25 protein-coding genes are annotated in these 26,656 nt (G+C 57.6%); 9 read left to right on the top strand and 16 right to left on the bottom strand.

Annotated features, from left to right (window positions below; translation table 11 throughout):
- Positions 1-4: 4 nt before the first annotated feature.
- Positions 5-3,370, top strand: coding sequence for a PAS-domain containing protein (locus Q0915_RS17760; RefSeq protein WP_299476345.1), 3,366 nt, complete (start codon positions 5-7; stop codon positions 3,368-3,370).
- An 84-nt stretch (positions 3,371-3,454) separates the two neighbouring features.
- Here Q0915_RS17760 and Q0915_RS17765 read toward each other — a convergent pair whose 3' ends face one another.
- From Q0915_RS17765 to Q0915_RS17790, 6 genes are all read right to left on the bottom strand, one after another.
- Positions 3,455-3,862 carry a F0F1 ATP synthase subunit epsilon gene (locus Q0915_RS17765; protein WP_299476348.1) on the bottom strand — a complete coding sequence of 136 codons (408 nt, stop codon included), beginning with the start codon at positions 3,860-3,862 and terminating at the stop codon, positions 3,455-3,457.
- 94 nt (positions 3,863-3,956) lie between these two features.
- Positions 3,957-5,390 (bottom strand): F0F1 ATP synthase subunit beta, encoded by a 1,434-nt coding sequence (atpD, locus tag Q0915_RS17770; RefSeq protein ID WP_299477079.1) that lies wholly within the window; start codon positions 5,388-5,390, stop codon positions 3,957-3,959.
- A 113-nt stretch (positions 5,391-5,503) separates the two neighbouring features.
- On the bottom strand, positions 5,504-6,388 hold the full coding sequence (locus Q0915_RS17775) for a F0F1 ATP synthase subunit gamma (RefSeq protein ID WP_299476351.1): 885 nt from the start codon (positions 6,386-6,388) through the stop codon (positions 5,504-5,506).
- Between the two features lie 33 nt (positions 6,389-6,421).
- Complete coding sequence (atpA, locus tag Q0915_RS17780; protein WP_299476354.1) at positions 6,422-7,951, bottom strand: F0F1 ATP synthase subunit alpha; 1,530 nt, start codon at positions 7,949-7,951, stop codon at positions 6,422-6,424.
- Positions 7,951-8,511 (bottom strand): F0F1 ATP synthase subunit delta, encoded by a 561-nt coding sequence (locus tag Q0915_RS17785; protein ID WP_299476357.1) that lies wholly within the window; start codon positions 8,509-8,511, stop codon positions 7,951-7,953. The genes atpA and Q0915_RS17785 overlap by 1 nt, the downstream gene beginning before the upstream one ends.
- Before the next feature lie 296 nt (positions 8,512-8,807).
- The gene (locus Q0915_RS17790; protein WP_366525294.1) at positions 8,808-9,311 is read right to left on the bottom strand and encodes an Lrp/AsnC family transcriptional regulator; all 504 of its coding nucleotides are present in this window, start codon (positions 9,309-9,311) and stop codon (positions 8,808-8,810) included.
- A 100-nt stretch (positions 9,312-9,411) separates the two neighbouring features.
- Between Q0915_RS17790 and Q0915_RS17795 the strand changes: the two genes are divergently transcribed.
- On the top strand, positions 9,412-9,798 hold the full coding sequence (locus Q0915_RS17795) for a RidA family protein (protein WP_299476363.1): 387 nt from the start codon (positions 9,412-9,414) through the stop codon (positions 9,796-9,798).
- A 51-nt stretch (positions 9,799-9,849) separates the two neighbouring features.
- On the opposite strand, the gene Q0915_RS17800 is transcribed toward Q0915_RS17795, so the two are convergent.
- Positions 9,850-12,045, bottom strand: a complete 2,196-nt coding sequence (locus Q0915_RS17800; RefSeq protein ID WP_299476365.1) for a primosomal protein N' — start codon at positions 12,043-12,045, stop codon at positions 9,850-9,852.
- Positions 12,046-12,318: 273 nt separating this feature from the next.
- Between Q0915_RS17800 and fsa the strand changes: the two genes are divergently transcribed.
- Positions 12,319-12,972: a fructose-6-phosphate aldolase gene (fsa, locus tag Q0915_RS17805; protein WP_299476368.1), complete on the top strand. Its 654-nt coding sequence runs from the start codon at positions 12,319-12,321 to the stop codon at positions 12,970-12,972.
- A gap of 180 nt (positions 12,973-13,152) precedes the next feature.
- Here fsa and Q0915_RS17810 read toward each other — a convergent pair whose 3' ends face one another.
- Positions 13,153-13,665 (bottom strand): Hcp family type VI secretion system effector, encoded by a 513-nt coding sequence (locus tag Q0915_RS17810; RefSeq protein WP_299476371.1) that lies wholly within the window; start codon positions 13,663-13,665, stop codon positions 13,153-13,155.
- 358 nt (positions 13,666-14,023) lie between these two features.
- A complete protein-coding gene (locus tag Q0915_RS17815) occupies positions 14,024-14,932 on the bottom strand; it encodes a sterol desaturase family protein (protein ID WP_299476374.1) in 909 nt (302 codons plus the stop codon).
- A 123-nt stretch (positions 14,933-15,055) separates the two neighbouring features.
- On the opposite strand from Q0915_RS17815, the gene Q0915_RS17820 reads away from it, so the two are divergent.
- Positions 15,056-16,015, top strand: a complete 960-nt coding sequence (locus Q0915_RS17820; protein ID WP_299476377.1) for a tyrosine recombinase XerC — start codon at positions 15,056-15,058, stop codon at positions 16,013-16,015.
- 11 nt (positions 16,016-16,026) lie between these two features.
- Here the strand turns inward: Q0915_RS17820 and Q0915_RS17825 are convergent, their stop codons facing one another.
- On the bottom strand, positions 16,027-16,602 hold the full coding sequence (locus Q0915_RS17825) for a GNAT family N-acetyltransferase (RefSeq protein WP_299476380.1): 576 nt from the start codon (positions 16,600-16,602) through the stop codon (positions 16,027-16,029).
- Positions 16,603-16,686: 84 nt separating this feature from the next.
- Between Q0915_RS17825 and Q0915_RS17830 the strand changes: the two genes are divergently transcribed.
- From Q0915_RS17830 to Q0915_RS17840, 3 genes are all read left to right on the top strand, one after another.
- Entirely contained in the window at positions 16,687-17,091 is a 405-nt protein-coding gene (locus tag Q0915_RS17830; RefSeq protein WP_299476382.1) for a serine/threonine protein kinase, read from the top strand.
- Between the two features lie 119 nt (positions 17,092-17,210).
- Positions 17,211-17,447: a hypothetical protein gene (locus tag Q0915_RS17835; protein ID WP_299476385.1), complete on the top strand. Its 237-nt coding sequence runs from the start codon at positions 17,211-17,213 to the stop codon at positions 17,445-17,447.
- Positions 17,448-17,616: 169 nt separating this feature from the next.
- Positions 17,617-18,582, top strand: a complete 966-nt coding sequence (locus tag Q0915_RS17840; RefSeq protein WP_299476388.1) for a metallophosphoesterase — start codon at positions 17,617-17,619, stop codon at positions 18,580-18,582.
- A gap of 9 nt (positions 18,583-18,591) precedes the next feature.
- Here Q0915_RS17840 and Q0915_RS17845 read toward each other — a convergent pair whose 3' ends face one another.
- Positions 18,592-19,230, bottom strand: coding sequence for a cation transporter (locus Q0915_RS17845; RefSeq protein ID WP_299476391.1), 639 nt, complete (start codon positions 19,228-19,230; stop codon positions 18,592-18,594).
- Between the two features lie 82 nt (positions 19,231-19,312).
- Between Q0915_RS17845 and Q0915_RS17850 the strand changes: the two genes are divergently transcribed.
- Both Q0915_RS17850 and Q0915_RS17855 read left to right on the top strand, forming a co-directional pair.
- Positions 19,313-19,732 (top strand): helix-turn-helix domain-containing protein, encoded by a 420-nt coding sequence (locus Q0915_RS17850; RefSeq protein ID WP_299476394.1) that lies wholly within the window; start codon positions 19,313-19,315, stop codon positions 19,730-19,732.
- Between the two features lie 16 nt (positions 19,733-19,748).
- A complete protein-coding gene (locus Q0915_RS17855; RefSeq protein WP_299476397.1) occupies positions 19,749-20,528 on the top strand; it encodes a methyltransferase domain-containing protein in 780 nt (259 codons plus the stop codon).
- Between the two features lie 7 nt (positions 20,529-20,535).
- On the opposite strand, the gene Q0915_RS17860 is transcribed toward Q0915_RS17855, so the two are convergent.
- The 5 genes from Q0915_RS17860 to odhB form a co-directional block, all read right to left on the bottom strand.
- Positions 20,536-22,041 carry a hypothetical protein gene (locus Q0915_RS17860; RefSeq protein WP_299476400.1) on the bottom strand — a complete coding sequence of 502 codons (1,506 nt, stop codon included), beginning with the start codon at positions 22,039-22,041 and terminating at the stop codon, positions 20,536-20,538.
- Positions 22,042-22,187: 146 nt separating this feature from the next.
- Positions 22,188-23,591, bottom strand: coding sequence for a dihydrolipoyl dehydrogenase (gene lpdA / locus Q0915_RS17865; RefSeq protein WP_299476403.1), 1,404 nt, complete (start codon positions 23,589-23,591; stop codon positions 22,188-22,190).
- A gap of 47 nt (positions 23,592-23,638) precedes the next feature.
- Positions 23,639-24,397, bottom strand: coding sequence for an SDR family oxidoreductase (locus tag Q0915_RS17870; protein WP_299476406.1), 759 nt, complete (start codon positions 24,395-24,397; stop codon positions 23,639-23,641).
- 50 nt (positions 24,398-24,447) lie between these two features.
- The gene (locus tag Q0915_RS17875) at positions 24,448-25,062 is read right to left on the bottom strand and encodes a LysE family translocator (protein WP_299476409.1); all 615 of its coding nucleotides are present in this window, start codon (positions 25,060-25,062) and stop codon (positions 24,448-24,450) included.
- A 38-nt stretch (positions 25,063-25,100) separates the two neighbouring features.
- Positions 25,101-26,612: a 2-oxoglutarate dehydrogenase complex dihydrolipoyllysine-residue succinyltransferase gene (odhB, locus tag Q0915_RS17880; RefSeq protein WP_299476412.1), complete on the bottom strand. Its 1,512-nt coding sequence runs from the start codon at positions 26,610-26,612 to the stop codon at positions 25,101-25,103.
- Positions 26,613-26,656 lie beyond the last annotated feature (44 nt).

Raw genomic sequence — 26,656 nt, forward strand, 5'->3', positions numbered from 1 at the left:
CAGAATGAAAACAATACGGCCGGAAAACGAAGAGGAGCGTTTGAAAGCCCTGCATGGACTTCAGATTCTCGGATCTGAACGCCTGCCGGAATTTGATGCCGTTGTCGAAACACTCGCCGCTATTTTCGATTGCCCCATTGCTCTTGTTTCGCTTGTGTCCGAAGACGAACAATGGTTCAAGGCCAAGTGTGGACTGGCGGCTGACAGCACCTCGCGTGACGTTTCTTTCTGTCAACATGCGATTTTGTCAGACAGTCTGTTCGTTGTGCCCGATACGCATGAAGACGCGCGCTTCAGGGACAATCCTCTGGTCACAGGTGAACCGCATATCCGCTTTTATGCAGGGTGCCCCGTTTCAATCGACGGGACAAACCGTCTGGGTACGTTGTGTGTCATCGACCGCGTTCCGCATGCGCCTTCGAAGCAACAGCTCGATCAATTGCGCAACCTCGGAACTGTGGTCGAAGGCCTTATCAAGGCCCACAAGATGCGCCTCGACAAGGAAGCCGCACTCGCCGAAGCAGCGCAAGAACATGAACTTGCCGCGCTTGAGGGGGAACTCCTGGAGGAAGTGGCAAACGTGTCCGGCGTCGGCGGGTGGGAGCTTTGCATCCGGACCAATACGCTTACGTGGACTGAGAAAACCAAAGAAATTCACGAAGTTCCAGAGGATTTCAATCCGACGGTGGACTTCGCACTGTCATTTTATCCTCCGGACAGCCGGGATACGATTTCCAAAGCCGTTCAGGATGCAATCGAACACGGCATTGGCTGGGATATTGAACTACCCTTTGTGACAGCGAAGGGGCGAAGCATCTGGGTTCGAGCTGTCGGCAGACCGATTTTCAAGGATGGCGAAGTCATTCGACTCGTCGGTGCCATTCAGGACGTTACCGAACGCAAGAAAACCGAACAGTCCGTCAGATACTCCGAAGCTCTGCAAAGAGCTGTCGTGCATACGCTTTCTGAAGGGGTCGTATTTCTGAGCAGGTCAGGGCGCATCCAGTCGATAAACGCCGCCGGTTCTGAACTTCTTGGATACGCACAAGAAGAAATAGCCGGATCGAGATTTCAGGATCTTGATCTTGCCTTTCAGTCCGAAGACGGCCAAAGCCTTGATCCAAAGGACCTGTTGCGACTGTCCTTCAACACGCCAGACGAGATCAGCGGCACCGTCGTTCATGTTCAACGGAATGGCGATGCCAAAAGGATCTGGCTCCGGATCAATGCGGCACCGATCGACAACGCAAATGAATTCGGGCTCGATGGTGTCGTGATTTCCCTGACGGACATCACGGAAACCAAGCGTAACGGAGATACGCTGCGGGCGATTTTCGACAATTTCCCCGGCGGCATGGTTTACTTCGACGAAGCCATGCGGCTTGAAAGCTGCAACGATGCCTTCCGGAAGTCTTTCAAACTTCCTGCAAGCTTGCTTACTCAAAAGCCGCATCTGAAAGACGTGATGACGCATGTCGCCCGGCGGGAAAATCATGAGCACGGCGACGTCGACACCGTTGTTGAGCAAAGGTATTCACCGTTCATGAGCGGAAAGCCTGTTCAGATGGAACGTGTGACTGCGGACGGCACGGCACTGGATGTCCGGTCAACCCCGTTGCCCAACGGTGGTCTCGTCTTCAGCCTTTTCGACATCTCGGATCGCAAACGCAAGGAACTGGCGGTTCGTCAGGCCGAAGCCGTTCAACGCACCACGCTTGATGCACTGAGCGAAGGTATCCTCCTCCTGTCGAGATCCGGAATGGTTGAGTCAGCCAATCCGATGGCTGAAAAGCTTCTGGGCAGCGAAGGCCGTTCGCTGACAGGCACCAGCATCGGCAGCCTTGGGCTTTCGCTCACATGCGCATCGCTGGATGGACTTGAGCTTAGTGATCCGTTTGAGCTGGCAATTCAAGATCCAGAGGCTGTCACGGATCTTGTCGCCAGCCTGCATTCGCCCGCTCGTGGCGGCTTGACATGGGTTCGGCTTAACGCGCGACCGATAGACCCATTGGGGGAGAACGGACTGGACGGAATTGTTGTTTCTGTTGCCGATATCACGGAAACGAAGGAACAGGCCGACACGCTACAAGCCATTTTCGACAATTTTCCCGGTGGATTTGCGTATTACGATCAGAACTATCAGCTCGGGTCCGCGAACACAGAGTTCGCGCGGCTGCTTGACTACCCGCAGGACTTTGTCGACCAGAAACTGCATATGCTGGACTACCTGAAATACAACGCAGAACGCGGTGACTATGGCGAAGGGGATCCGGAGCATCTCGCGCTGAATAAGTTCCATTCCTATGACCGGAACCAACCACACAGCTACGTGCGAAGTGCTGCGAACGGAGCGTTCCTGGAGATTCGGGGAACGCCGTTGCCATCAGGTGGGTTCATCTACAATTTCTTTGATGTAACCGACCGCAAACAGCTTGAAGAGCAGCTGGAAGAAAACGAGCGCAATGCGCGTTTGCGCTCTGAAGAACTTGAAGCAATCCTTGCCAACATGCGACAGGGTGTCAGCGTCTTTGACAAGGACGGCCGCTTGAAGCTCTGGAACAAGCAGTACATCGATGTTTTCGACAAGCCCGAGACAGACGTGCGGATTGGTGCAACGCTTGTCGAGCTTATTGAAGCTGAAAAAGAGCGCGGCGAATTCGAAGGCGATGTTCGTGAGCATGTCAGGGAATTGCTCATTCGCCTGTCTTCCGGCGAGGTCGTCCGCTCCAAGTTCAAGCATCCGGGTGGCAAGTTTATCAGCGCCGTTCATGCCCCCCTTCCGGGCGGCGGCTGGATTGGAACGCATGAAGACGTGACGCAGTCCGAGCTCGCGGTTCAAAAGATCGAGTATGCCGCGCACCATGATACGCTCACCGGACTTGCCAACCGGACCCTCTTCAACGGCAAACTCGAGGAAATCCTTCAGGATCTGGAGACTGGTACGGAAAGCGCTTTGATGCTGCTTGATCTGGACAAGTTCAAGCCGGTCAACGACACCTATGGTCACGATGCGGGCGATGAACTTCTCAGGCAGGTCAGCGATAGGCTGAAGGCCTGTGTTCGATCCACCGATCTAGTCGCGCGGCTTGGCGGTGATGAATTCGGCATCATTCTGGAGAGATCGACGCGAACGGTCGCCGAAGTCATTGCGAGCCGGATCGTGCGAAAGATACAGATGCCCTTTTCCATCCAGGACAAGTCGATCACGATCGGCGTGAGTGTCGGCATTTCGCCAATATGCACCGAAGTCACCGATGCGAGCGCCATCATCAAGAATGCAGACATCGCGCTTTATGACGTCAAGAACAGTGGCAGGAACGACTTCAAATTTCTGGATCTCGACCCTGAACGCCAAGCCTTGAAGGCTTGAATCAGCCGGCCTTTTCATCATCTAGCCAAACAAAAACGCGGCCCGTTTCCGGACCGCGTCTGAATACTTTGATGGAGCTGGACGTCAGGCCTGCTTCAATGCCTCGGCAACGTCCTTCAACCGGCGAAGCGTGCGATCCGCTTTCTGTTTGGCTGAATCATCCTTCGCATCCACCGCATCTTCTTCTGCGTTTTTGATCGCCTGATCGAGCTGTTCCCGGCTGATTTCGGCAACCGGAACAGCCTGCTCGGCCAATACTGTCAAGCCTCCGGCCGCCACATCGGCAAAACCGCCGCGCACAAAGTACTCGTCCCACGCGTCACCGTCCTTGCGCACTTTAAGGATGCCCGGCGCGATGCTGGACATGAACGGACTGTGATCCTTCAGAACGCCGAATTCGCCTTCGGCACCGGGAACAACAACCTCGGCCACCTGTTCGGAGATGAGCTGGCGTTCCGGGGAGACCAACTCGAACTGGAAAAGTTCAGCCATTTGGCGTCTTCCTTGTCAGTCTGCGTTTCGATGGCAGAGCCATCACACATAAAGAAGACCGGACGCCATGGCAGGCGTCCGGTCAATCCTGAAATCAGGCAGCTTCGGCAGCCAGTTTCTGAGCTTTCTCGACAGCTTCCTCGATGGATCCAACCATGTAGAAGGCAGCTTCCGGCAGGTGATCGTATTCACCGTCGACCAGGCCTTTGAAGCCCTTGATCGTGTCTTCCAGAGCGACCAGCTTGCCTGGCGAACCGGTGAAGACTTCAGCAACGAAGAACGGCTGGGACAGGAAGCGCTCGATTTTACGGGCACGTGCCACGGTGAGCTTGTCTTCTTCCGAAAGCTCGTCCATGCCGAGGATGGCGATGATGTCCTGCAGAGCCTTGTAGCGCTGCAGCGTCCCCTGGACCGTACGGGCCGTGTTGTAGTGCTCTTCGCCGATGATACGGGCATCCAGCATACGGGAGGTGGAGTCCAGCGGATCCACGGCCGGGTAGATGCCTTTCTCAGCAATCGCGCGGTTCAAAACGGTCGTTGCGTCCAAGTGGGCGAAGGTCGAGGCCGGCGCCGGGTCGGTCAAGTCATCGGCCGGAACGTAGACGGCCTGAACAGACGTGATCGAGCCCTTGTTTGTCGTCGTGATGCGTTCCTGCATCGAGCCCATGTCGGTCGCAAGCGTCGGCTGATATCCCACAGCAGACGGGATACGGCCAAGAAGCGCGGACACTTCGGAACCGGCCTGGGTGAAGCGGAAGATGTTGTCAACGAAGAACAGAACGTCCTGACCAGCGTCACGGAAATGCTCGGCAACCGTCAGACCGGTCAGTGCAACACGTGCACGCGCTCCGGGAGGTTCGTTCATCTGACCGTAAACGAGGGCCGCCTTGGAGCCTTCTCCGCCGCCTTCCTTGTTCACGCCCGATTCGATCATTTCCCAGTAAAGGTCGTTGCCTTCGCGGGTGCGCTCGCCGACACCGGCGAAAACGGAGTAACCGCCGTGCGCCTTCGCGACGTTGTTGATCAGCTCCATGATGAGAACGGTCTTGCCGACGCCTGCGCCGCCGAACAGGCCGATCTTACCGCCCTTTGCGTACGGAGCGAGAAGGTCGACGACCTTGATGCCCGTCACCAGGATTTCAGCTTCTGTCGACTGTTCGATGAACGTCGGAGCTTCCTGGTGGATGCCGCGCTTGTCGGTGTGCGGAATGTCACCGGCTTCGTCAACCGGCTCGCCGATCACGTTCATGATGCGGCCCAGTGTGCCGTCACCAACCGGCACTGCGATCGGTGCGCCCGTGTCGACAACGTCCTGTCCACGCACCAGACCCTCGGTCGAGTCCATCGCGATGGTGCGAACCGTATTCTCACCGAGGTGCTGTGCAACCTCAAGAACCAGTCGTACGCCCTGGTTGTCAACTTCCAGAGCGTTCAGGATCAGCGGCAGATGGTCATCGAACTTGACGTCGACAACGGCGCCGATGACCTGGGTGACCCGTCCGACCTGTTTGTCAGCCATATCCCTAATCCTCGTCTCGATCCCGTTAGATCAACCTGCTTCCAATTCCTTTGCATTTTTCCGGAAGAGTCGATCGACAATGTTGTTAGTCCGGCATTCGCGCCCTGACGGGCGCAAATGCGCTAGAGCGCCTCGGCGCCCGAGATAATTTCAATCAGTTCCGTCGTGATCTGCGCCTGACGCCGACGGTTGTAGTTGATCGTCAGCTTGTCGATCATATCACCGGCATTTCGGGTCGCGTTGTCCATAGCGGACATCCGGGCACCCTGCTCGGACGCGGCATTTTCCAGGAGCGCCCGGAAAATCTGAACGGAAATGTTGCGCGGCAGAAGATCTTCAAGGATCTCCGTCTCGTCCGGCTCGTATTCATAGACCGGGTGGGCTCCATCGCTCTCGCCATCCCCTTTGGCCTCGAAGCTGCCCGGGATTAGCTGCTGCGCTGTGGGCTCCTGAGCAATCACCGATATGAACGTCGAGTAGAACAGCGTGCAGACGTCAAATTCTCCGTCTGCGAACATAGACAGTACCTTTTTGCCGATCTCGTCGGCATTGGCGTAGCCTACGCTCTTGACGCTGCGAAGATCCACGGTTTCGATCACGTGCTGGCCTAGCTCACGCTTCAGGGCATCAAAGCCCTTCTTGCCGACACAGATGATCTTGACCGTCTTTCCGTCCGCGATCAGGCTGCGCGCCTTCTCACGGGCCAGCTTGGCGATATTTGTGTTGAAGCCACCGCAAAGTCCGCGTTCGGCCGTGGCGACGAGCAGGAGATGCACCTGATCGTTACCTGTGCCGGACATCAGCTTCGGAGCGTCATCGCGACCCTCGAATGCTTCCGCGAGGTTGGCCAATACGGCACCCATGCGTTCCGCATAGGGGCGTGCGGCCTCCGCAGCTTCCTGTGCACGACGCAGCTTCGCCGCGGCCACCATCTGCATGGCCTTGGTGATTTTCTGCGTCGCCTTCACGGAAGCGATGCGGTTTCGTAAGTCCTTCAGGCTCGGCATGGCCGCCCCTGCTCCTTATCCCGGCGTGTCGTCTTAAGCGAAGTTCTTGGCGAACGCGTCGATGGCAGCTTTCAGCTTGCCAGTCAGCTCGTCGTCAAGAGCCTTCTTTTCCCAGATGGCATCCAGAAGATCCGCATGCTCACCACGAAGGAAAAGAAGCAGACCTTCTTCAAAGTCCTTCACGCGATCGACACCAAAGCTGTCGAGATAACCGTTCACGCCGGCATAGATCACTGCGACCTGTTCCTGCGTCTTCAACGGAGAGAACTGCGGCTGCTTCAGGAGTTCGGTCAGGCGCGCACCGCGGTTCAGCAGGCGCTGCGTTGTCGCGTCAAGGTCTGAACCGAACTGCGCGAACGCGGCCATTTCGCGGTACTGGGCAAGCTCACCCTTAACCGGGCCGGCGACCTGCTTCATGGCCTTGATCTGAGCAGATGACCCCACGCGGGAAACCGACAGGCCGACGTTCACCGCCGGACGGATGCCCTGGTAGAAGAGATCCGTTTCAAGGAAGATCTGACCGTCGGTGATCGAGATCACGTTGGTCGGAATAAACGCGGACACGTCGTTGCCCTGCGTCTCGATAACCGGCAGCGCGGTCAGAGAACCGCTACCATGCTCTTCGTTGAGCTTCGCCGCGCGCTCCAGCAGACGGGAGTGCAGGTAGAAGACGTCACCCGGGAACGCTTCACGTCCCGGCGGGCGGCGCAGAAGCAGGGACATCTGACGATAGGCCACGGCCTGTTTGGTCAGATCGTCGTAGCCGATCACGGCGTGCATGGAGTTGTCACGGAAGTACTCGCCCATCGCGCAGCCGGCGAATGGTGCAAGGAACTGTAGCGGCGCCGCATCAGACGCGGTCGCAGCGATGACGATGGAATATTCCAGTGCGCCGTTGTCTTCCAGAACCTTGACGAACTGGGCAACGGTGGAGCGCTTCTGGCCGACGGCAACGTAGATGCAGTAGAGTTTCGCATCTTCGTCATCGCCCGCATGCAGCGGCTTCTGGTTCAGAAATGTATCGAGGATAATCGCGGTCTTGCCGGTCTGGCGGTCGCCGATCACGAGCTCGCGCTGACCGCGTCCGACCGGGATCAGTGCGTCGATGGCTTTCAGACCAGTGGACATCGGCTCGTGCACGGACTTGCGCGGCAGGATGCCCGGCGCTTTCACGTCCACACGACGTTTTTCCGTCGCCTCGATCGGGCCCTTGCCGTCGATCGGGTTGCCGAGCGGGTCAACAACGCGGCCAAGCAGGCCCTTGCCGACCGGGACTTCCACGATGGCGCCGGTCCGCTTGACGGTGTCGCCTTCTTTGATGTCACGGTCGGAGCCGAAGATAACGACACCGACATTGTCCGATTCCAGGTTCAGGGCCATGCCCTTGATGCCACCTGGGAATTCGACCATTTCACCGGCCTGAACTTTGTCCAGACCATAAACACGGGCGATACCGTCACCGACGGAGAGCACTTGACCAACTTCAGAGACTTCGGCTTCCTGGCCAAAGCTCTTGATCTGGTCCTTGAGGATTGCGGAAATTTCCGCGGCCCGAATATCCATCAGCCGACCTCTTTCATCGCGAACTTGAGTGAATTGAGCTTGGTACGCAGGGACGTATCGATCATGCGGGACCCGACTTTGACCACAAGGCCTCCGATCAGTGCAGGATCAACTTTCGCTGCGAGATTTACGGTTTTGCCAGTGGAAGCAGACAATGCCTCCTTAAGGGCAGCGACATGCTCATCTGACAAAGGCGCAGCAGACGTAACTTCCGCTGTTTCCTCGCCACGCTTTTCGGCAAGAAGTGCACGAAATGCCTTGATCATGTCGGGAAGAACGAAGAGGCGCCTGTTACGGGCGGCCAACTTCACGAAATTTGCGGCGAGGCCCGAAATGCCTGCCTTTTCAAGAAGCGCAGTGAGCGCGGTTAGCTGCTCTTCTGCACTGAATGCCGGGCTCTTCACGAGACGGTCGAGATCCTCGCTTTCGGCAAGCATGCCTTCGAAAGCGGCCAGATCCCGTTCCACGTCAGCCGTAGTGCCGTCACCCTCTGCCAGGTCGAGAAGGGCGGACGCATAACGCTGTGCCACGCCGGATACGAGAGATACGTTGTCAGTCACCAGGTCCGTGCTCTCTGACGTTTTTCAAGCCCGCAAAACGGTAAGCGTTCGCAAGGCATTGAAAATAATGAAAGATTTCGAGGTCAGAAGGTATGACGGTTAAACCGTTCCCCCAAAGCCGCGCCTCAATTAGCACAGGGTTTCTCAGTGTGCAACTTCGCCAAAAGACTGTTCTGAAGGAATCTTAGGTGTTTTTTGCTGCAGGACGAAAAAAACGCGTTCCGGACAACGCTTTCGCGGAATTGCCCATAGAGGCCTGGCCGCCAATTTCCCAACACGGAAATCGCACAGATTCATCAGCCTTGAGGTGGCAGAAACTGGCCGACAGTCGGCCAATCCTCCGTCGTATCCGCCTGGACCGGACGTTCGAGAAATGTCGACAGAACCACGTAGCTTTTCGTGCCGGTAACGCCGGGCAATTCGTAGATCTGCGCCAAGAGCTGCTCAAGGGCATGGGAATCACGGGTTCTCACCTTGATGATGAGCCCCGTATCCCCTGCGACAGAGTGCATCTCCTCGACTTCGGGAAAGTCCGCAAGCTTCAGCATCTTCTGTTCCTTGCCCCATCCTGCGACATCGACATGGACAAAGGCCAGAAAAGGACGGCCGACGGACGGACCGTGAAGGCGTGCGCACACCGAGCGTATGACGCCGGTTCTCTTCAAGCGCTTGACCCGTTCGAATACCGCAGGTGCGGAAAGACCCACAATCCGCCCGAGTTCGGCAAAACTCGATTCAGCGTTGCCCACCAGGACACTTAATATCTTTCGGTCAAACCTGTCCGGGGATCGATCGGGCATGCTTGAGCGCTTAAGATTTTTCGTTTCTTTGCTCATGCCGAATTTTATTCTTGCTTGATGTACTTTTTCAATCTCTTCATTCGGCAAAAGGAGCGTCAAAATGAATTTTATTCCGATCAATCCAACAAAGGACATTTATCAGGCAACGCCGGACTATATACATGCCATCGCCGTCGACGCTCCGCAGAGGCTTTTGTTCGTGAGTGGAACAATGGGTTTGGATACTGACGGCACACCCGCGGAGACCCTCGACAGTCAGCTGCAGCTGATATGGCGCAATATCTCGACGATCCTGCAAGATGCCGGGGGTGACATTGACAACGTTGTCCGCGTGACCAGTTACCTGCGTCACCGCGACTATATGACCGCCAATCAGGACGCCCGTGTCAGCGCGCTTGGAGGCCGTGTGGTGCCCTGCACCACGATCGTCGCGGAAACACTGAGCGAGGACTGGCTGGTCGAAGTCGAGGTTATTGCCGCGCTCTGAATCGTGCAGTTTTCAATTCGGAAGCGCCTGCGATCTGAGCAGAAGCCCCTTTCACAGAAAATGCAGCGGATCGATGTCGACCTGTACCCGCAATCCCTTGGTTGGCTTCGGTCCTTTGCCGAGCCACTGCCGTAAATAGGACTGTAGGTCGTATTGGCGCGGCGCCATTGTCAGAAGCCGGTAGCGATGGCGGCCACGCACCATGGCAAGCGCTGCTTCTGCGGGACCCAGCAACGTTACGGCCTCGTCGGACGGTGCGGCCCTGGCGAGCGCGCGGGCGTAGCCTTCTGCAAAGACCTTATCCGGACCGGAGACGACGACAGCGGCCAGCCTGCCGAAAGGCGGCAGGCCCGCAACCTTCCGCGACTCGATCTCCGCCTTGTAGAACGCATCCTTGTCGCCGCGATAAAGTGCTTTGATCACTGGATGGTCCGCATTGTAGGTCTGAAGAAATCCCAGGCCGCCGCCGGTAACGCGACCGGCGCGGCCGGTCACCTGTGCAAGCAGCTGAAAGGTTTTCTCCGCTGCCCGCGGGTCTCCATGCGCAAGGCCCAGATCAGCGTCGACGACACCGACCAGTTTCATTTTCGGAAAATTGTGCCCCTTCGCGACCAGCTGGGTTCCGATGACAATGTCGGCGCCGCCCTCCTCGACGATCTTCATTTCCCGTTTTAACCGCTCCGGACCGCCCGGCAGGTCGGAAGACAGGATCAGCGTGCGCGCCTGGGGAAACAGGTCGGACACTTCTTCCGCGACACGTTCGACACCCGGCCCACAGGCCACCAGGCTGTTGGCGCTCTGACAGGAGGGACAGGTTTCGGGGACAGGCTCGGTATGACCGCAGTGATGGCAGACGAGTTTTTTCTGAAACCGGTGCTCGACAAGCCAGGCGCTGCAATGCGCGCACTGAAACCGGTGACCGCAGGTGCGGCAGAGCGTCAAAGGCGCATATCCGCGCCGGTTCAGAAAAAGAAGAGACTGATCGCCGGCCGCGAAGGTGTCCTTGATCGCGTGCACCAGCTGAGGCGCAAGCCATCTGCCCCGCTCAGGTCCTTCGCTGCGCATGTCGATAGCCTTTAGCTCTGGCAAGGCAGCGCCAGACGCACGTTCGGGCAGTTGGTAAAGCGTATAACGCCCGACGTCCGCATTCACATGGCTCTCGACAGAGGGCGTTGCCGAGGCAAGAACGACCGGAAAGCCGGAGATATGGCCCCGAACGACCGCCATGTCCCGCGCACTATAAGGAACCCGGTCATCCTGCTTGAAGGCTGTATCGTGTTCCTCGTCGACGATGATCAGGCCCAATTCCTTAAACGGAAGAAAGAGGGATGACCTTGCACCGATGACGACACGCACGTCCCCGGACGCCACACCGCGCCACACCCTTGCGCGGTTTTTCGGCGTGATCTCCGAGTGCCACTCTGCGGGATAAACGCCGAAGCGCTGTTCGAAGCGACGCAGAAACTGCTCGGTGAGCGCGATCTCCGGCAACAGCACCAGCGCTTGCCTCTCACGCCGCAACGCTTCCGCGATGGCCTCGAAATAGACTTCCGTCTTGCCTGACCCGGTGACGCCGTCGATCAGCGAGACACCAGCGCCCCTATCGAAACTATCGATCAGGCCCCCGGCCGCCGCGGTCTGTGCCGGTGTCAGGTCCTTTTGCGCAAAGTCCAGCTGAGGCCGAGGAGGTGGTGGCGCCGCCGGCATGGAAACGACTTCCAGCACGCTTTGCTGGATCAGTCCGTCAATCACGGATGATGACACACCCGCAGCATGGGCAAGACCGCTCTTGGTCCAGGCAAACCCGTCTTCCATTGTCGCGAGGACCCGGCTTCTCGCAGCGGTCTGACGGTCCGGCTGAGCGCCCTCGATCCGGCGCACACCGGGCACCGGGGGTTCGGGTTCCAGCGCTTCTTCCGAACGCAAGACCATGCGCAGCACCATTCCGGGCGCGCCGAGCGTCCAGTTCGCGACCCAGTCGACAAAGCGGCGCAAGTCCTTGTCGAGTGGCTGCGTCGTTTCGTACACCCTCGAAATGGTTTTCAGTTTTTTCGGATTGATCGCCGCATCGGGCTCGATATCCCAGACTGCACCGATGACTTCGCGCGGTCCCAACGGCACTTTGACGATCGTCCCGGGAACGACGTTTTGTCCCGCCGGGACCTTGTACGTATAAGCGCCGGGCACCGCGACCGGCACCAGCACGCTGGCAATGGTTTCCTCAATTTCGGGATCGTCGAACAGCACGAGGATTCAGTTTCCTGGCATCTAATGTGGCCGGTACTCTGGAACGCCGGCAAAGATCATTGAAGCGCAAACGTTTGCCCGCTCATGGCCACGGATCAAGAGTTGCGCGTTTTGAGGTACGTACCACAAAAAAATTCTCCACCGGAGAATCAGGGGTTCTTCTTGTCATCATCCTAGGGTAAAGAGAGCGCGAGTGACCACGCATTCGTTCTTCGCCTCAGACAAACGCCTGCATTTGGCGATCAAACGGCGCTTCACAGGGAGCAAACACATATGAAATTTTTTGTCGACACAGCCGACACCGCTGTCATCAAGGAACTGGAATCTACCGGGCTCCTTGACGGCGTGACCACAAATCCCTCGCTCATCGCCAAATCAGGTCGCGACTTCAAGGAAGTGATTGCCGAGATCTGCGAAATCACCGGAGGCGACGTTTCTGCTGAAGTTGCCGCCACCGAGTTCGATCAGATGATCAAGGAAGCCCATGTGCTCCGCGCGATTGCCGACAACGTCGTCATCAAGCTGCCGCTGACCTTTGACGGACTGAAAGCCTGCAAGCAGCTGACGGAAGAAGGCACGAAGACGAATGTCACGCTGTGTTTCTCCGCGAACCAGGCGCTGCTGGCCGCCAAAGCCGGCGCGACCTACATCTCGCCGTTCATAGGCCGTCTCGATGACATGAATATCGAAGGCTTGGATTTGATCCGCGAAATCCGCGTGATCTACGACAATTACGGTTTCGATACGGAAATCCTGGCCGCGTCCATCCGCACAGCGAACCACGTCAAGGAGTGTGCACTCATCGGTGCGGATGTCGCCACGGTTCCGCCGTCGACGCTTCAGGGCCTGGTCAAGCATCCGCTGACGGACAAGGGCCTGGACGCGTTCCTCGCGGATTGGGCCAAGACAGGTCAGAGCATTCTCTGAAGCCCGGTTCAAATCAGAGTACCAGGAGCGGCCCGGTTTTCCGGGCCGTTTTTCTTTGATGTTTGAGCCTGCTTTCCAAAAACAAACCGCCCGGCACGAAGACCGGGCGGCTGCGGCTGACAGACGAGGCAGTCCTGCCAGCTCAGGGCCGGATCAGATCCGGCCCCTGCGGGACATAAATCAGGTGACCGGAGCGCGGTAATCGTCGGATGCGCTTGTGCCGGCAACTTCGTGGGTCCACTCGCACTTGCGGTAGGTGAAGGAGAACTGGTCGATGTCACCACGCGAGGCGTTGGCTTCGTCGTTGACGTCCGGAAGGATCGTCTTGCCTTCAACAAGAACCGCGTCGATGAACTTGATCGTGTAGTAGTGCTCCTGAACGCCGGCTGTGGACGTGCGCCAGAACTCGACTTCGATTTCGAGCGCTTCACCGGTGGCAAGCGCCTGCCAGAAGAGCGGGGTTGCCTTGTCGACCGGCTTGACGAAAGTCGTCGGCAGGTGGCGGCGTGTTGCGATGATGGAACCGGACTGCGGGTCACGCGGTACGACTGCGTTCTGTTCCAGGGCGTAGACCAGGGACTGGCCTTCATGGCCTTCCTGCCACAGGTTGCCGATGCTGTCGCCTGTGGTTGCGTCTGCGGTTATGTCGCCTTGGGTTGCGCCTGTGGCTTTCAGGTATGCGATATTGGACATTTTGATCTCCTGGCTCTGTGCTGCTTGGCAGCTTTGATTTGAATTCCGGGGCGCTTGATTTGTGTTTGGCGCCGATGCCAGGAGAATTGCAACGGGTGTGCCAGTTTGCCGATTTTTCGACAAGATATTGAAAAATATGAAGATATTTTATTTTTGCGGCTCATTAACGACCATGTCACTGTGCAGATTTCTGCACAGCTGCGGCTAAGCTGCGAGAAAACACGCGCAGGTCCGGTGTGACGAACATCACAAAATGCGTTCTGAAGCCCTGCCGGGAGGCAAGTTGGACCGCTGATCGTGCGAAAATCCCATGCCGAATACATCAGCTTTCAGCCGTTAAGGCCGAAACGTTCACATATCAGGCCGGATCTGCCGGTTTTTCAGTCTCGGGAAGGTCTGGCGTTCCGCTCTTTGAACGAAACGCGGTGCGAAGCCCGGCTCTTGCCTGACGGCTCCACTCGGCAAATGGATAGAGAATGAGTTTTACAACGTCGTTCTGGGGCACGTCGTGGACACCGAACGGTTCTTTGCAGGGTCCAGGCACGTAGTAGGTCCCGAACATGAGATCAAACACCGGGAAGACGTTTGCCAGGTTCTTGCCATACGCCTCCGGCAGGTCGGCGTGGTGCCACTGGTGCATACGCGGCGAGGCAAGGACGTATTTGAACGGGCCGTGCCCCCAGTCCACGTTGATGTGCACATACATGTTATGCAGGGTCAGAAGGATCGCGCCGTATCCCATGATGTCGGTCGGGAACCCCAGCCAGCTGAGCAGAAGGATATAGGACGTCGTCATGACCAGCGATTCCAGAAAGTGGATCCGGTAGCTCGTCAGAACGTTGAGGTCTGGATCGGAATGATGGATCGCATGGATCGGCCAAAGCCACCGATGGTGCAGGATCCGGTGGTTCCAATAGTCCGCAAAATCATAGCAAACGGCGGCAAAGGGAACGAGAAGCCACCAGGGAATGCCGGACCATACGGCCTCATCAATGCTTGGAATGCCCAAAGTGTCATAGGCCTGCTTCACATAGCCGGCTGTCAGGAACACGATCGGAGCAAACAGCAGGTTAACCCACCAGAACCCGACATTGGCGCCGACGCTTCGGATCAGGCGGCGGGGCCAGTTGAACCTGTAACCGCGCCGGTGCAGATCGAAAATGAGCACGGCAAAAGCAAATGCCAATGTCGCCGCAAACGAGACGCTGTAGACCCGTGTTGTAACGAGTAGCTCGAAAAATTCGTATATCCTGCCGACGAAGTCCAACGCACTACCTATCCGGACGCAACTTGCTCAAGTCCCCTTTCTAACCGTGCGCGGCTTAACTGAGCGTAAATCGGGCGAGGCGCGTTAACTAATCAGAACCTCCAATCACGCTAGGTTTCGGTCATGAAAACTCAGGACAACGAGACATCCGATCTTCTCGTCACAGCACGCCCGGATCTTAAAAACCGGGTCGATGCCTGGCTTGATCACCTGTCGGACGAGCGCCGCCTTTCCGACAAGACGTTGCTCGCCTATGAAAGGGATCTGCGTCAGTTCCTGCGTTTTCTCACGAACCATCTTGGTGGTGCCCCCGCGATCAAGGATATAGCCGCCCTTCGGCCTGCCGACTTCAGGGCTTTCCTGGCTTCGCGCCGTAAGCAAGGTGTGCAGAGCCGGTCTCTTGCACGCGGGCTTGCCGGAATTCGTTCCTTCCTGAAATTCCTGGAGCGGCGCGGAGAAGTGAATGCTGCGGCGTCTGCCGCTGTCCGGCCGCCACGCCAGGCGAAATCGTTGCCCAAACCTGTTTCCTCGCGCGACGCGATCGATGTGACAAGCGGTGATTTCGCGCTGGAAAGTGCCGCCTGGATCGAAGCACGCAACGCGGCGGTCCTGACCCTTCTTTACGGATGCGGCCTTCGGATCTCCGAAGCCCTGTCGCTGACCGGCGGTATGGCACCGGGACCAGGCACGAAGACCCTGCGTATCGTCGGCAAGGGCCGTAAGGAGCGCATCGTTCCGATCCTGCCCGCTGTCTGCGAGGCGGTCAGCGAATACATGAAGCTTTGCCCCTATGCCATTGACCCTTCCGGCCCCCTGTTCCTGGGAGCGCGTGGCGGCCCCTTGAACCCGCGGATGATCCAGCTCGCCATGGAGAAGTTGCGCGGTGCGCTTGGATTGCCGGACAGCGCGACGCCGCACGCCTTGCGGCATTCCTTTGCCACACATCTGCTTGCCGGAGGCGGAGACCTCAGGACAATTCAGGAGCTGCTCGGCCACGCCAGCCTGGCGTCGACACAGATCTACACCGAGGTCGACAGCGCTCATCTGCTCGCCGCTTATGACAAGGTTCATCCCCGCAAGTAGTTGAGCAGAGCTCAATCCGGGCACGGCAACTCGTAGACCGAACGCACGAGACCGTCCGGAAAGACTTCTCTTGCAATTTCTTTTCCGTTCAGCTTCCGAACCAGACCCCTTGCAGCGTGATTGTCGTCATTCATATGCGTTTCGACCAGCGTCCAGCCGTAATCCTTGTAAGCATGGCGAATGGCAGATCTTGAGGCTTCGGCGGCAAGTCCACTGCCACGCGCTTCAGGGAGGAGCCACCAGGTAAGTTCGCGCCTGGGCCATCCTTCCGGCCAGACAAAACCACACCCGCCGACGGCCTTGCCTGAAGACTTCATCTCGATCATCCAGATGCCGTAGTTGCGAAGATGCCAATGGCCGATATGGGCCGCCAATACCCGCCAGGCCTGATCAGTCCGAAGCGGCCCACCGTAAAAATGCGATGCCTCCGCATCCATGAAGAATGATTTGTAGATTTCGAAATCACTGGCCATCGGAGGACGCAGCACAAGCTGCTCTGTCGTGATTGAATGCATGTCGGCACCTTGTTGGATCGTCTGCGAATCGACGATTGTGTTCAGCATACCGTCAACGATTTCTGGTGGCATGCCCGTCAATCGCATAGGCTGGGAATCGGTTTGAAAACGCGCCGTGCTCAGCTATTTCGGCCGTCACGTTGCAGGAGAACATGAATGCGCTTCCTGGTTCTGGCTGCTGGCCTGCTGCTCTTGTCTTTTACATCCGCCCAGGCACAGAGGATTTATTGTCCACTTCCCGAAGACGGCATCTGGGTCAATCCTGATGCCAAGCCCAAGGAAATCAGCCGGATCGAAGTTGAAAGCAAATGCGAAAACGAGCAGGTCCTGGTGCGCGTCAGGGCCTTCACGTCCTGTATTCCACGAGACTGCAAATGGGGCTGGACCAAGGCAGAGCTGCGCTCCGATGGCGCAATTCAGGTCGTGTTGATCGGTTTCCTGAGCAGCAAAAAGATCACGCTGCGCGCTTTCGGAAGTTTGCTCGACACGCATGTCGTCAACGTTGTCAATGACTTGTCGGAGCCTCAGACGAAAAAGACTTATAACCTAAACAGAAAGTAAACGCACCGATCTTAACCTTGGTATCAATTTCCACCCGCTTTTTCCTTGTCGGATTTCATTTTTGCTTTACCCTACATATTACTGCGCCAGTCCCGCGCAGCAACAGACGGAGGCTCATCATGCGTCTGATTAGCACAGCTATTGCAGGTCTTGCCCTGACCGCGTTCGCCGTTGTACCGGCAAGCGCATGTTCCTGGAACAAGACTGCCAAAGCCGACGAGAAAATGTCTGTCGCGGACACATCAATCGTTCCGGAAGTTGAAACAAATATCGCGATCGCGACCAACGATCTCAGCGATGAGGTCGTGCAGGAGGAAGCCATCCTGCCGGTTCCTGTCGAGGAACCAACCGAGTAATCCAAGTTACTTTTGCTCCAATCAATCTACCGCTGCTTCGGCAGCGGTTTTTTTTTGCGCTCATGCATGAACTCCTGAAAAAATGCTGAAACTCGCCCATCTTAAGCCGCTGGAAATGCTGATCGTGCCATAGGTACAAACGTAATCAGCTGCGAAGATTTGAGATTCAATGTATTCCAGACGATTTTTCCTGCAGGGACTTGGAGTGGCCGTTTTGGGGTCGCTCTCAACAGCCGCCTATGCGGTTGGCATCGAACCTTTCCGCTTGCGTATTCAGCACCACCATCTAACGCCGCCGCGTTGGCCCCGGGACCTGAACCTCACGGCGGCCCTCATTGCCGATCCGCATATCTGCGATCCGTGGATGGGCCTTGAACGGGTGAAGTATATCGTGGAACGCACAAACGCCTTGAAGCCCGACATCATACTCATGCTGGGTGACTATGTCGCCGACCACAAGATGCAGTATGAGCCTATCCCGCCTCAGGCGTGGGCCGACCTCTTTGCAGAGTTCTCGGCGCCCCTTGGAACGCACGCCATCCTGGGCAATCACGACTGGTGGGATGACGAGGACGCACAGCAATCGGGAAGCGGACCGACAAAATACGGCCAGGCGTTGCTGAATGCGGGCATTCCACTCTACCAGAATCGTGCCGTCCGGCTTGAAAAGGACGGAAAAGCTTTCTGGATTGCGGGACTGGACGATCAGATTGCGCTCGTCCCGAACTGGAAGCTGAAGCGCGGCAACTGGCTCGGCGTGGACGACCTTTCAAGCACGCTCGCCCAGGTCACCGACGACGCGCCAATACTGCTGATGGCCCACGAACCGGACATTTTCGACGAGGTGCCGGAGCGTGTCAGCCTGACAGTGAGCGGCCACACGCACGGAGGCCAGATCAATTTCTTCGGATACCGACCGGGTTATCCTGCAAAACACGGCAACAAGTTCCCTTACGGGCACATCGTAGGAACCAATGGAACAAGCATTGCCAGGCATCTGGGCCTGACAGCCGAACCCAGGCATCTGGTCGTGTCAGGCGGTCTCGGGTGTTCCCTGTTGCCGATCAGGTTCGGTGTTCCACCCGAAATCACGCTCGTCCATCTCGGTGCGGAAGAGAGCACCGCTTCGGTTTGACAAGGCCGCTCATCCTGCCGAGGCCGTGTGTAGCCCGTTTTGCCTGAACTCGCGAATGCCCTGGCTCAGGATCTGGATCGAAGAACTCAAAAAGAGTGATGCCATCAGTCCCGCGACGATCAGGTCCGGCCAGGCCGTGGCCGAACCCCAGACACCGAGGGCCGCAATCATAACTGCGACATTGCCGATCGCGTCGTTGCGCGAACAAAGCCAGACGGAACGGACATTTGCATCGCCATCCTTGTAGCGAACCAGCAGCAGAACGCTTGCGAGGTTGACCACAAGTGCCAGAAAACCGATTGAGCCCATCACGCCAGCCTGCGGCACACCGAGTACAAAAACCTGGTAGAGCGTGGAGGATGCGACCCAAAGCCCCATCAGCAGCAGGCTGCCACCCTTTGCCAGCGCCGCAAGGGCTCGCGTTCTCAAGGATGCACCGATCACGGCCAGCGAAATTCCGTATGTCACGGCATCACCGAAGAAATCGAGCGCATCGGCTTGTAGCGCCTTTGACCCGGCTGCCTGGCCGGCTGCCATTTCCACAATGAACATTGCGGCATTCATTGCGATCACCAGCCAGAGACGGCGGCGGTAGTCGCGCGACATGCCATCGAATGGTTGCTGGGATTTTGCGCAACATGCTCCCATCACATAACTCCGCGGGCCACTTGATTTCTTCCTGTCAGGCCTTTCTAATTCCTATAGCGACTAGAGCTTCAAGAGGTTTTTGATGGATTTTTCAATCGGTGAGCTGTCGAGACAGACCGGCGTAAAAGTCCCGACAATCCGGTACTACGAAAAGGAAGGCCTGATTGACGCGCCGCTGCGCACTGAAGGCAATCAACGGCGGTACCAGGAAACGGATCGCGAGCGTCTGCGTTTCATAAGGCACTGCCGGGACCTCGGCCTGCCGATGCCGGCTGTCCGCGACCTGATCGAACTCAGCCAGCACCCGGACAGGCCCTGTGATGAGGCTGACCGGATAGCGGCTGAACAACTCAGATCGGTGCGCGAACGCATTCTGCATTTGAAAAAGCTCGAGGCAGAACTTGAACGGATCGCGGTGAGTTGTCAGGGCGATCACACGGTGACGGAATGCAACGTGCTGAAGGCCTTTGGCGATCACGGCCAATGCCTGAGCAATCACTGAGGCGGACGGCGATCAGATGCTGCAATTCGACGAACGCACGACCCGGCTCCTGGAAGAGGCTTATCTTGGGGCGGATTTTTCAAGACGCAGGCGAGCGTCCTTCGATGCACTTCAGCCGAAACCCGGCGACGTTGTTGCGGATATTGGCTGCGGCAACGGTTTGCTGACGCTGGAACTTTCGCGCTCCATCGGCGCCGACGGCAAGGTTATCGGCATAGACCCGAGCGACGACATGCGCGGCGCTGCTTTAAAACGCTGTGCACATTGCTCAAATGTCGAGATTCTAAACGGCACCGCCACGCATTTACCTCTTGACCCGGCCTCTGCCGACAAGGCGGTATCGCTGCAGGTTTTTGAATATCTGGACGATCTTCCCGGCGCTGTTTCAGAGGTCAAACGTATTCTGAAACCCGGTGGCCGGTTTGTCGTCGGTGACATGCACTGGGACACGACTGCCTGGTTCAGCGACAGGCCGCAGCGCATGAAGACAATGTTGGACATCTGGGACAAGCACCTTGTGGAACGCTGCGTCCCCGCTGTGCTGCCACCGATTTTACGCAAGGCCGGATTTCGCGTCGACAGCGTGACAGCTGTTCCCTTCGCCAGCACCCACCTCCATCCGGACGGATTGGCGAACATGATGATCCTTCTCATGAAGCCATTTGCCGTGAGGAAAGGTGAAGTGTCCGAAGAAGAGGCAAATGACTGGGCCGAAGAGCAGGTTCAACTTGCAAAGTCCGGGCGTTTCTTTTTCTCAATAACCCACTTTGTCATCACAGCCACGATGCCGGACTGAAACGCACTCAATTTCCCGGGACGAGGAAGACACGCTCCAAAGCGTAGTCGGTCACCCTGACCTGATCGCCTTCCCGTTCAAGACGGAGCATTGTCCAGCCGTCGGCAGGCAACCGGCACGAATGGCGGCCCATCACACAGGGCAGCTGGGGCGTTCGCCGATAGGTCACGTCAGCCTCGAGCGCTTTCGCGATTGCCGTATGTCCCTTCAGATACGCAAAGAGCGTATAGGGGCTGAGATACCAGACTTCACCGTCCCGCAATTCACTCAGCTCTTCAGCGCGCGCGAGCGGGAACTTCCTGCCCCATGTCCAGGAGATCGCATCCCGCGTCTGATGATCGAGATAGTGATGCGCCATGGTCTCGTCGATGAAGACCCGCTTGTCAGCCTCGATATCCGACCCGTAGTCACGGGCGGCCGCTTCAAGACCAGGTGCATGGCCGGAAAGGACATAAAAGATCAGGAAATTGGCCGAGACGGCGAGAAAAACCAGCGTGTAGAGCACGTAGGCGGCTCTTTGGAACCGATCTCTCGTGACTGCATCAAGCCCCACCAGGAACACCATGCTGGCGGCAAGGTTCCGGACAAGAACCTTGTCATGAAGGATTGCGGCAAGTCCCTGGCCGGCAGACAACATCAGGCAGAGCAAGGCGGCAGAGCGGGACCACCGCGTCAGGACGCCGGCGACAACGGCAAATATCACTGCCCTGCCGAGCGCCTCGTCGTTGATGCCTTGACCCGTCGACCGCGCTGCGTGGAAGACAATCTGATCGACGAATTCGCGATACTGGAAATCTATGCTGAGGGAAAAGATCAGAAGTCCCAGAAGCAGAGCGGCGGCATTTTCAAGGACCAGTGGAACGATCCTCACCTCCCGGAAGGCGATCCGCCAGATGTCATGAATGACGATCGCGCCGAGGCTCCAGGCAAAAAGTGCAGGGGACGCAAGCGGTGCGAAGGCGAGCGCGAGTTTGGCCGCGGTCCTCAGAGACGACACTCCAAGGCCCGACGTCCGGTGATCCTGCCGGTTGGCGGCCCAAAACAACAGGAATAGCCCCAGCACCCAGAAGACGCATGCGGTTATTTCCAGCCGGAAGCCCGTGACCACATACATCGGAGCGAACAGCAAGGGTGCAAAGAGCGCAGCCTTCGGCAACCTGACCATCAAGCACAGACCCGAAAAGGCAAGTGATGTCAGAAGAAAGCAAAGGTACTCGTAAGTGACCACGCTTAGCCTGTTCGTTCCGAACAGCTCGAAAAAGTGGCCTGCCAGGATCAGGTGAAAACGGGTGTAGAGGTGATAATTTTCAAGACCGGGAAACTGAACAGCGAGCAGCGGATTGATATGGTTTCCCGTCGCAGCATACTCGGCTGCCCAGGGCACAAAGAACAGATCGTCGACATGTGCGATCGTGTGGTCTGGCCAGAAAAAGACAAAAGCGGACAGAACCGTCAGGATCAGCCAGACCACCGCATGCGGTCGCTTAAAGCCGCCATTATCGACTTTGTGCACGATTGCTCCCCAGCACTTTCAAAGACTTTCTTCGCAACGCCCTTTGTTGAAACGTCGACGCCTTGGGCTTTACAAACAAAAGACGCTGCAGGCAATGTTGCCTGCAGCGTCTTTGTTCGGAAATGCAAATTTCGGCGAACTGAGAATCAGGAGTGAATCGGCTTGGCGAACGTCGCCATTGCTGCTTCCTTGACTGCCTCGGACATGGTCGGATGTGCATGACAAGTCCGGCCGAGATCTTCGGAAGAGCCTCCAAACTCCATCAGAACCGCTGCCTCATGGATCATTTCACCTGCTCCAAAGCCAACTATATGTACACCCAGGACACGGTCTGTCTTGGCATCCGCAAGGACCTTGACGAATCCGTCTGTCTGGGCCATTGCGCGGGCGCGGCCGTTGGCGGAGAAATTGAATTTGCCTGACTTGTATTCGATACCAGCCGCTTTCAATTCCTCTTCGGTCTTGCCGACGGAGGCCACTTCCGGCTGCGTGTAGACCACACCCGGGATGACGTCGTAATTCACGTGACCTGCCTGACCGGCGAGGATTTCGGCAATGGCGACACCTTCATCCTCGGCCTTGTGCGCCAGCATGGGGCCGGCAACGACATCGCCGATTGCGTAGATCCCGTCAACGTTGGTCTTATAGTGCGCATCGATCTGCACACGCCCGCGGTCGTCAAGCGCGACACCGGCAGTGTCCAAGCCAAGGCCTTCGGTGTAAGGGCGGCGACCGATTGCGACCAGAACGATGTCAGCCTCGATTTCCACGGCATCTCCGCCTTTCGCAGGCTCAACCGATACCGAAAGACCCTTGCCCTTTTTCGCAACACCCGTGACCTTCGAGGAGAGCTTGAAGGTTATTCCCTGCTTCTTGAGCATGCGCTGGAAATTCTTGGAAACGTCGGCATCCATGGGCCCGAGGATCTTGTCCATGAATTCGACCACGGTGACTTCCGATCCCAACCGGTTCCAGACGGAACCCAGCTCAAGACCAATGACACCACCGCCGACAATGATCATCTTGCCCGGGATCTTTTCAAGCTCGAGCGCGCCAGTGGAGGAGACGATCTGCTTTTCGTCAATCTCGACCCCCGGCAGAGGCATGACGTCGGACCCGGTCGCGATCACGATGTTCTTCGTTTCAACGACAGACACGCTTCCGTCGTCTGCCGTTACTTCGACCTTGCCGGTTCCGAGGATCTTGCCGGTGCCCGTGTGAACGTCAATCTTGTTCTTCTTCATCAGGAAGGCGACGCCATTGACGTTGGCATCCACGACGTCGGACTTGTGAGTCATCATGCCCGGCAAGTCGACCTTCGGCTTGGAGACCTTGATCCCGAGTTTTTCAAATCCATGACCGGCTTCTTCGAACATTTCCGACGCATACAGAAGCGCCTTGGACGGGATGCAGCCGATGTTGAGACAGGTGCCGCCAAGCGTTGCGCGTTTTTCAATCACCGCGGTTTTCAGACCGAGCTGAGCCGCCTTGATTGCGCAAACATACCCCCCCGGGCCGGTTCCGATGACGACAAGATCATATTGGGACATTTTTGGTCGCCTTTGCCTCTTACAGTTTCAAGTCCTGGTCTGCAGGATTAAGGAAGAATCGCCCGTCCTCCGGACACGTCGATAATGGCCCCGGTCGTGTAGCTGGATTGATCGGACATCAGCCAGAGAATGGCGTCCGCAACTTCATCAGCGGTGCCGGCACGTTTCATGGGCAATTTGGATTGCAGTTGGGCAACGCGGTCGGGCAGGCCGCCGGATGCATGCAGTTCGGTGTCGATGATGCCCGGGCGCACCGCGTTTACACGGATGCCTTCGTCAGCAACCTCGAGCGAAAGCCCGACCGTCATGGTATCGATCGCTCCCTTGGACGCCGCATAGTCGACATATTGAGCCGGGGAACCGAGCTTGGATCCGGCGGATGCCAGATTGACAATGCCCCCGCCCTGACCGCCGTGCTTCGTCGACATGCGCTTAACCGCTTCGCGCGCACACAGGAACGAGCCGACAACGTTGATGGTGAAGATCCGGTTGAGCCGCTCGACGCTCATTTCGTCGACGCGCTGGGACATGTCGACAACGCCGGCATTGTTGACCAGCCCCGCAAGGCGGCCGAGCTTGTCCGCCTCTTCAAACAGCTTCAGGATATCGCTTTCGCTGCCAACATCGCCCTGAACGGCTACGGCCTTGCCGCCTTTCGCTTCAATTTCGGAAACAACTTTTTCGGCAGCCGCCTTGTTGGCCGAATAATTGACCACGATCGTGTGGCCGAGCTGGCCGAGTTTGCGGCACACGCTGGCGCCGATTCCACGGCTTCCCCCGGTCACGATGACAACACTGTCAGACATTTACGCTCCAGAACTTAAGTGATCGGCACCAGCTGCCGAGTTGAACCCCGTTATCGCTCTGCGACCGCCAGACGCAGGCCAAAGCCGGCGAAGGTCGCCGCGATCGTTCTTCTCATCCAGATCATCACCCGCTCACTCTTGAGGACTTTTTCTCCGATCAACGATGCGAACAATCCATAGCCGAGGAACACAACGAACGTCATGAGCATGAACACGCCACCGAGCAGCAGCATGTCCAGTGTCGGGTTTACGGCAGACGGGCTGACGAATTGAGGAAGGAAGGCGAGAAAGAAAACCGTCAGTTTGGGATTGAGAATATTGATCAGGAACCCGGTGCGCGCCGTTGCCACGAAACTCTTGCGTGCGCTCCTGTCGGCCTTGAGCTCCACCGGCCCGCTGTCGTTGAGCGTCTTCCAGGCCAAATAGAGCAGATAGGCCACGCCCGCATATTTCACGAGCTGAAAGATCAGGGCACTGGTGTGCATCAGGGCCGCGAGACCAGCAACCGATGCGAGGATCGCCGGCACGATCCCGAGCGTACAGCCAAGGGTGGCGGCAACCGCTGCCTGCCGCCCCTTGCCGAGCCCGATTGCCACCGTGTAGACGACCCCTGTCCCAGGGACCAGCACCACGATCAGGGCGGTGATCAGAAACTCAAGACTCATACTGCTCTTCCCCCGTCGCGTTCGCGTCCCGGGTCCTGTCAAAGGTCCAGAACCAGGCGCTGCGGATCTTCCAGGCTTTCCTTGACGCGGACCAGGAAGGTAACCGCCTCCTTGCCGTCGACGATCCGGTGATCGTAGGAGAGTGCCAGATACATCATCGGACGGATGACCACCTGCCCGTTCACGGCCATCGGCCGTTCCTGGATCTTGTGCATACCGAGTATGCCCGACTGGGGCGCGTTCAGGATCGGCGAGGACATCAGCGAGCCGTAGACGCCGCCATTGGAGATTGTGAAGGTGCCGCCGGTCATGTCGGCCATGCCGAGCTTGCCGTCACGCGCCTTGCGTCCAAGATTGCCGATTTCCTTTTCGACTTCGGCAATCGACATCTGGTCCGCGTCCCGCACGACTGGAACCACGAGGCCCTTATCCGTACCGACAGCGACGCCGATGTGGCAGAAGTTCTTGTAGATGATGTCTGTACCGTCGATCTCTGCGTTGACGGCAGGTATCTCTTTCAAGGCGTGGGTGACCGCCTTGGTGAAGAAACCCATGAAGCCAAGCTTCACACCTTGTTTCTTCTCAAAGAGGTCCTTGTACTGCTTGCGCAGTTCCATCACGGGGCCCATGTCGACTTCGTTGTAGGTCGTCAGCATGGCTGCCGTGTTCTGGGCGTCTTTCAGACGGCGCGCAATTGTCTGGCGCAGCTTGGTCATGCGCACACGCTCTTCGCGCACCTCATCCTGTGCCGCCACCGGACCACGGGCAACCGGAGCCGCTGCCGAAGCAGATGTAGCCGCTGTTACGCCGGCTGCGATTGCGCCGATCACATCTTCCTTCAGAACCTGGCCACGTTTACCCGACCCCGCCACCTGATCCGCCGAAAGGTTGCTCTCCGCCATCATCTTCTGTGCGGACGGGGCTGGCGGCATCGACGTGCCGGTTGCCGCGGACGGGGCAGGTGCAGCTGCCGCCGCAGGAGCAGCGGCAACGGCCGAGCCCGATGGATCGATCTGACAGAGAAGCACACCCGGCTCAACCGTGGCACCGGTCTCGGCGGCAATCTTTACCACCGTACCGCCAACGGGCGCTGGAACTTCCTGTGCCGCTTTGTCGGTTTCCAATTCAACGAGCGTGTCGTCGGCCTTTACGACGTCGCCGACTTTGACGCTCCACTCACCGACCTCTGCCTCGGTGACCGATTCACCGGCACTCGGTGTGACAACATCGACCAGTTCCGCCGCAGCTGCCGGAGCCGCGTCTTCCTTGGCAGGAGCAGGTGCTGCCGCAGCAGGAGCCGCCGCAGCGCCTGCGCCTTCAGCGATCTGTCCCAGAAGCGCCCCGACTTCCACCGTGTCGCCTTCTTTCACCACGATGCTTTCAAGCGTTCCGGCGGACGGGGCCGGCACCTCAACCGTCACCTTGTCGGTTTCAAGTTCAACAAGCGGCTCGTCCTGATTGACGGTATCGCCCGGTTTCTTGAACCACTGTGCAATCGTTGCTTCAGAAACGGATTCACCCAGAGTGGGCACTCGGATTTCGGTTGCCATGGTCGCCTTCTCTTAAAATTACCCGGCCAAGTATTGAAAGAGGG

The sequence above is a fragment of the uncultured Roseibium sp. genome (assembly GCF_947494555.1).
In the GTDB taxonomy this organism is placed as follows: Bacteria; Pseudomonadota; Alphaproteobacteria; order Rhizobiales; family Stappiaceae; genus Roseibium.

Bases quoted from the DNA above. Each gene is read 5' to 3' on its own strand.
- Q0915_RS17760 (WP_299476345.1), top strand. From the start codon at position 5: ATGAAAACAATACGGCCGGAAAACGAAGAGGAGCGTTTGAAAGCCCTG.
- Q0915_RS17765 (WP_299476348.1), bottom strand. From the start codon at position 3,862: ATGGCTGAACTTTTCCAGTTCGAGTTGGTCTCCCCGGAACGCCAGCTC.
- Q0915_RS17775 (WP_299476351.1), bottom strand. From the start codon at position 6,388: ATGCCGAGCCTGAAGGACTTACGAAACCGCATCGCTTCCGTGAAGGCG.
- atpA (WP_299476354.1), bottom strand. From the start codon at position 7,951: ATGGATATTCGGGCCGCGGAAATTTCCGCAATCCTCAAGGACCAGATC.
- Q0915_RS17790 (WP_366525294.1), bottom strand. From the start codon at position 9,311: ATGCCCGATCGATCCCCGGACAGGTTTGACCGAAAGATATTAAGTGTC.
- Q0915_RS17795 (WP_299476363.1), top strand. From the start codon at position 9,412: ATGAATTTTATTCCGATCAATCCAACAAAGGACATTTATCAGGCAACG.
- fsa (WP_299476368.1), top strand. From the start codon at position 12,319: ATGAAATTTTTTGTCGACACAGCCGACACCGCTGTCATCAAGGAACTG.
- Q0915_RS17810 (WP_299476371.1), bottom strand. From the start codon at position 13,665: ATGTCCAATATCGCATACCTGAAAGCCACAGGCGCAACCCAAGGCGAC.
- Q0915_RS17820 (WP_299476377.1), top strand. From the start codon at position 15,056: ATGAAAACTCAGGACAACGAGACATCCGATCTTCTCGTCACAGCACGC.
- Q0915_RS17825 (WP_299476380.1), bottom strand. From the start codon at position 16,602: ATGCCACCAGAAATCGTTGACGGTATGCTGAACACAATCGTCGATTCG.
- Q0915_RS17830 (WP_299476382.1), top strand. From the start codon at position 16,687: ATGCGCTTCCTGGTTCTGGCTGCTGGCCTGCTGCTCTTGTCTTTTACA.
- Q0915_RS17835 (WP_299476385.1), top strand. From the start codon at position 17,211: ATGCGTCTGATTAGCACAGCTATTGCAGGTCTTGCCCTGACCGCGTTC.
- Q0915_RS17840 (WP_299476388.1), top strand. From the start codon at position 17,617: ATGTATTCCAGACGATTTTTCCTGCAGGGACTTGGAGTGGCCGTTTTG.
- Q0915_RS17845 (WP_299476391.1), bottom strand. From the start codon at position 19,230: ATGGGAGCATGTTGCGCAAAATCCCAGCAACCATTCGATGGCATGTCG.
- Q0915_RS17850 (WP_299476394.1), top strand. From the start codon at position 19,313: ATGGATTTTTCAATCGGTGAGCTGTCGAGACAGACCGGCGTAAAAGTC.
- Q0915_RS17855 (WP_299476397.1), top strand. From the start codon at position 19,749: ATGCTGCAATTCGACGAACGCACGACCCGGCTCCTGGAAGAGGCTTAT.
- lpdA (WP_299476403.1), bottom strand. From the start codon at position 23,591: ATGTCCCAATATGATCTTGTCGTCATCGGAACCGGCCCGGGGGGGTAT.
- Q0915_RS17870 (WP_299476406.1), bottom strand. From the start codon at position 24,397: ATGTCTGACAGTGTTGTCATCGTGACCGGGGGAAGCCGTGGAATCGGC.
- Q0915_RS17875 (WP_299476409.1), bottom strand. From the start codon at position 25,062: ATGAGTCTTGAGTTTCTGATCACCGCCCTGATCGTGGTGCTGGTCCCT.
- odhB (WP_299476412.1), bottom strand. From the start codon at position 26,612: ATGGCAACCGAAATCCGAGTGCCCACTCTGGGTGAATCCGTTTCTGAA.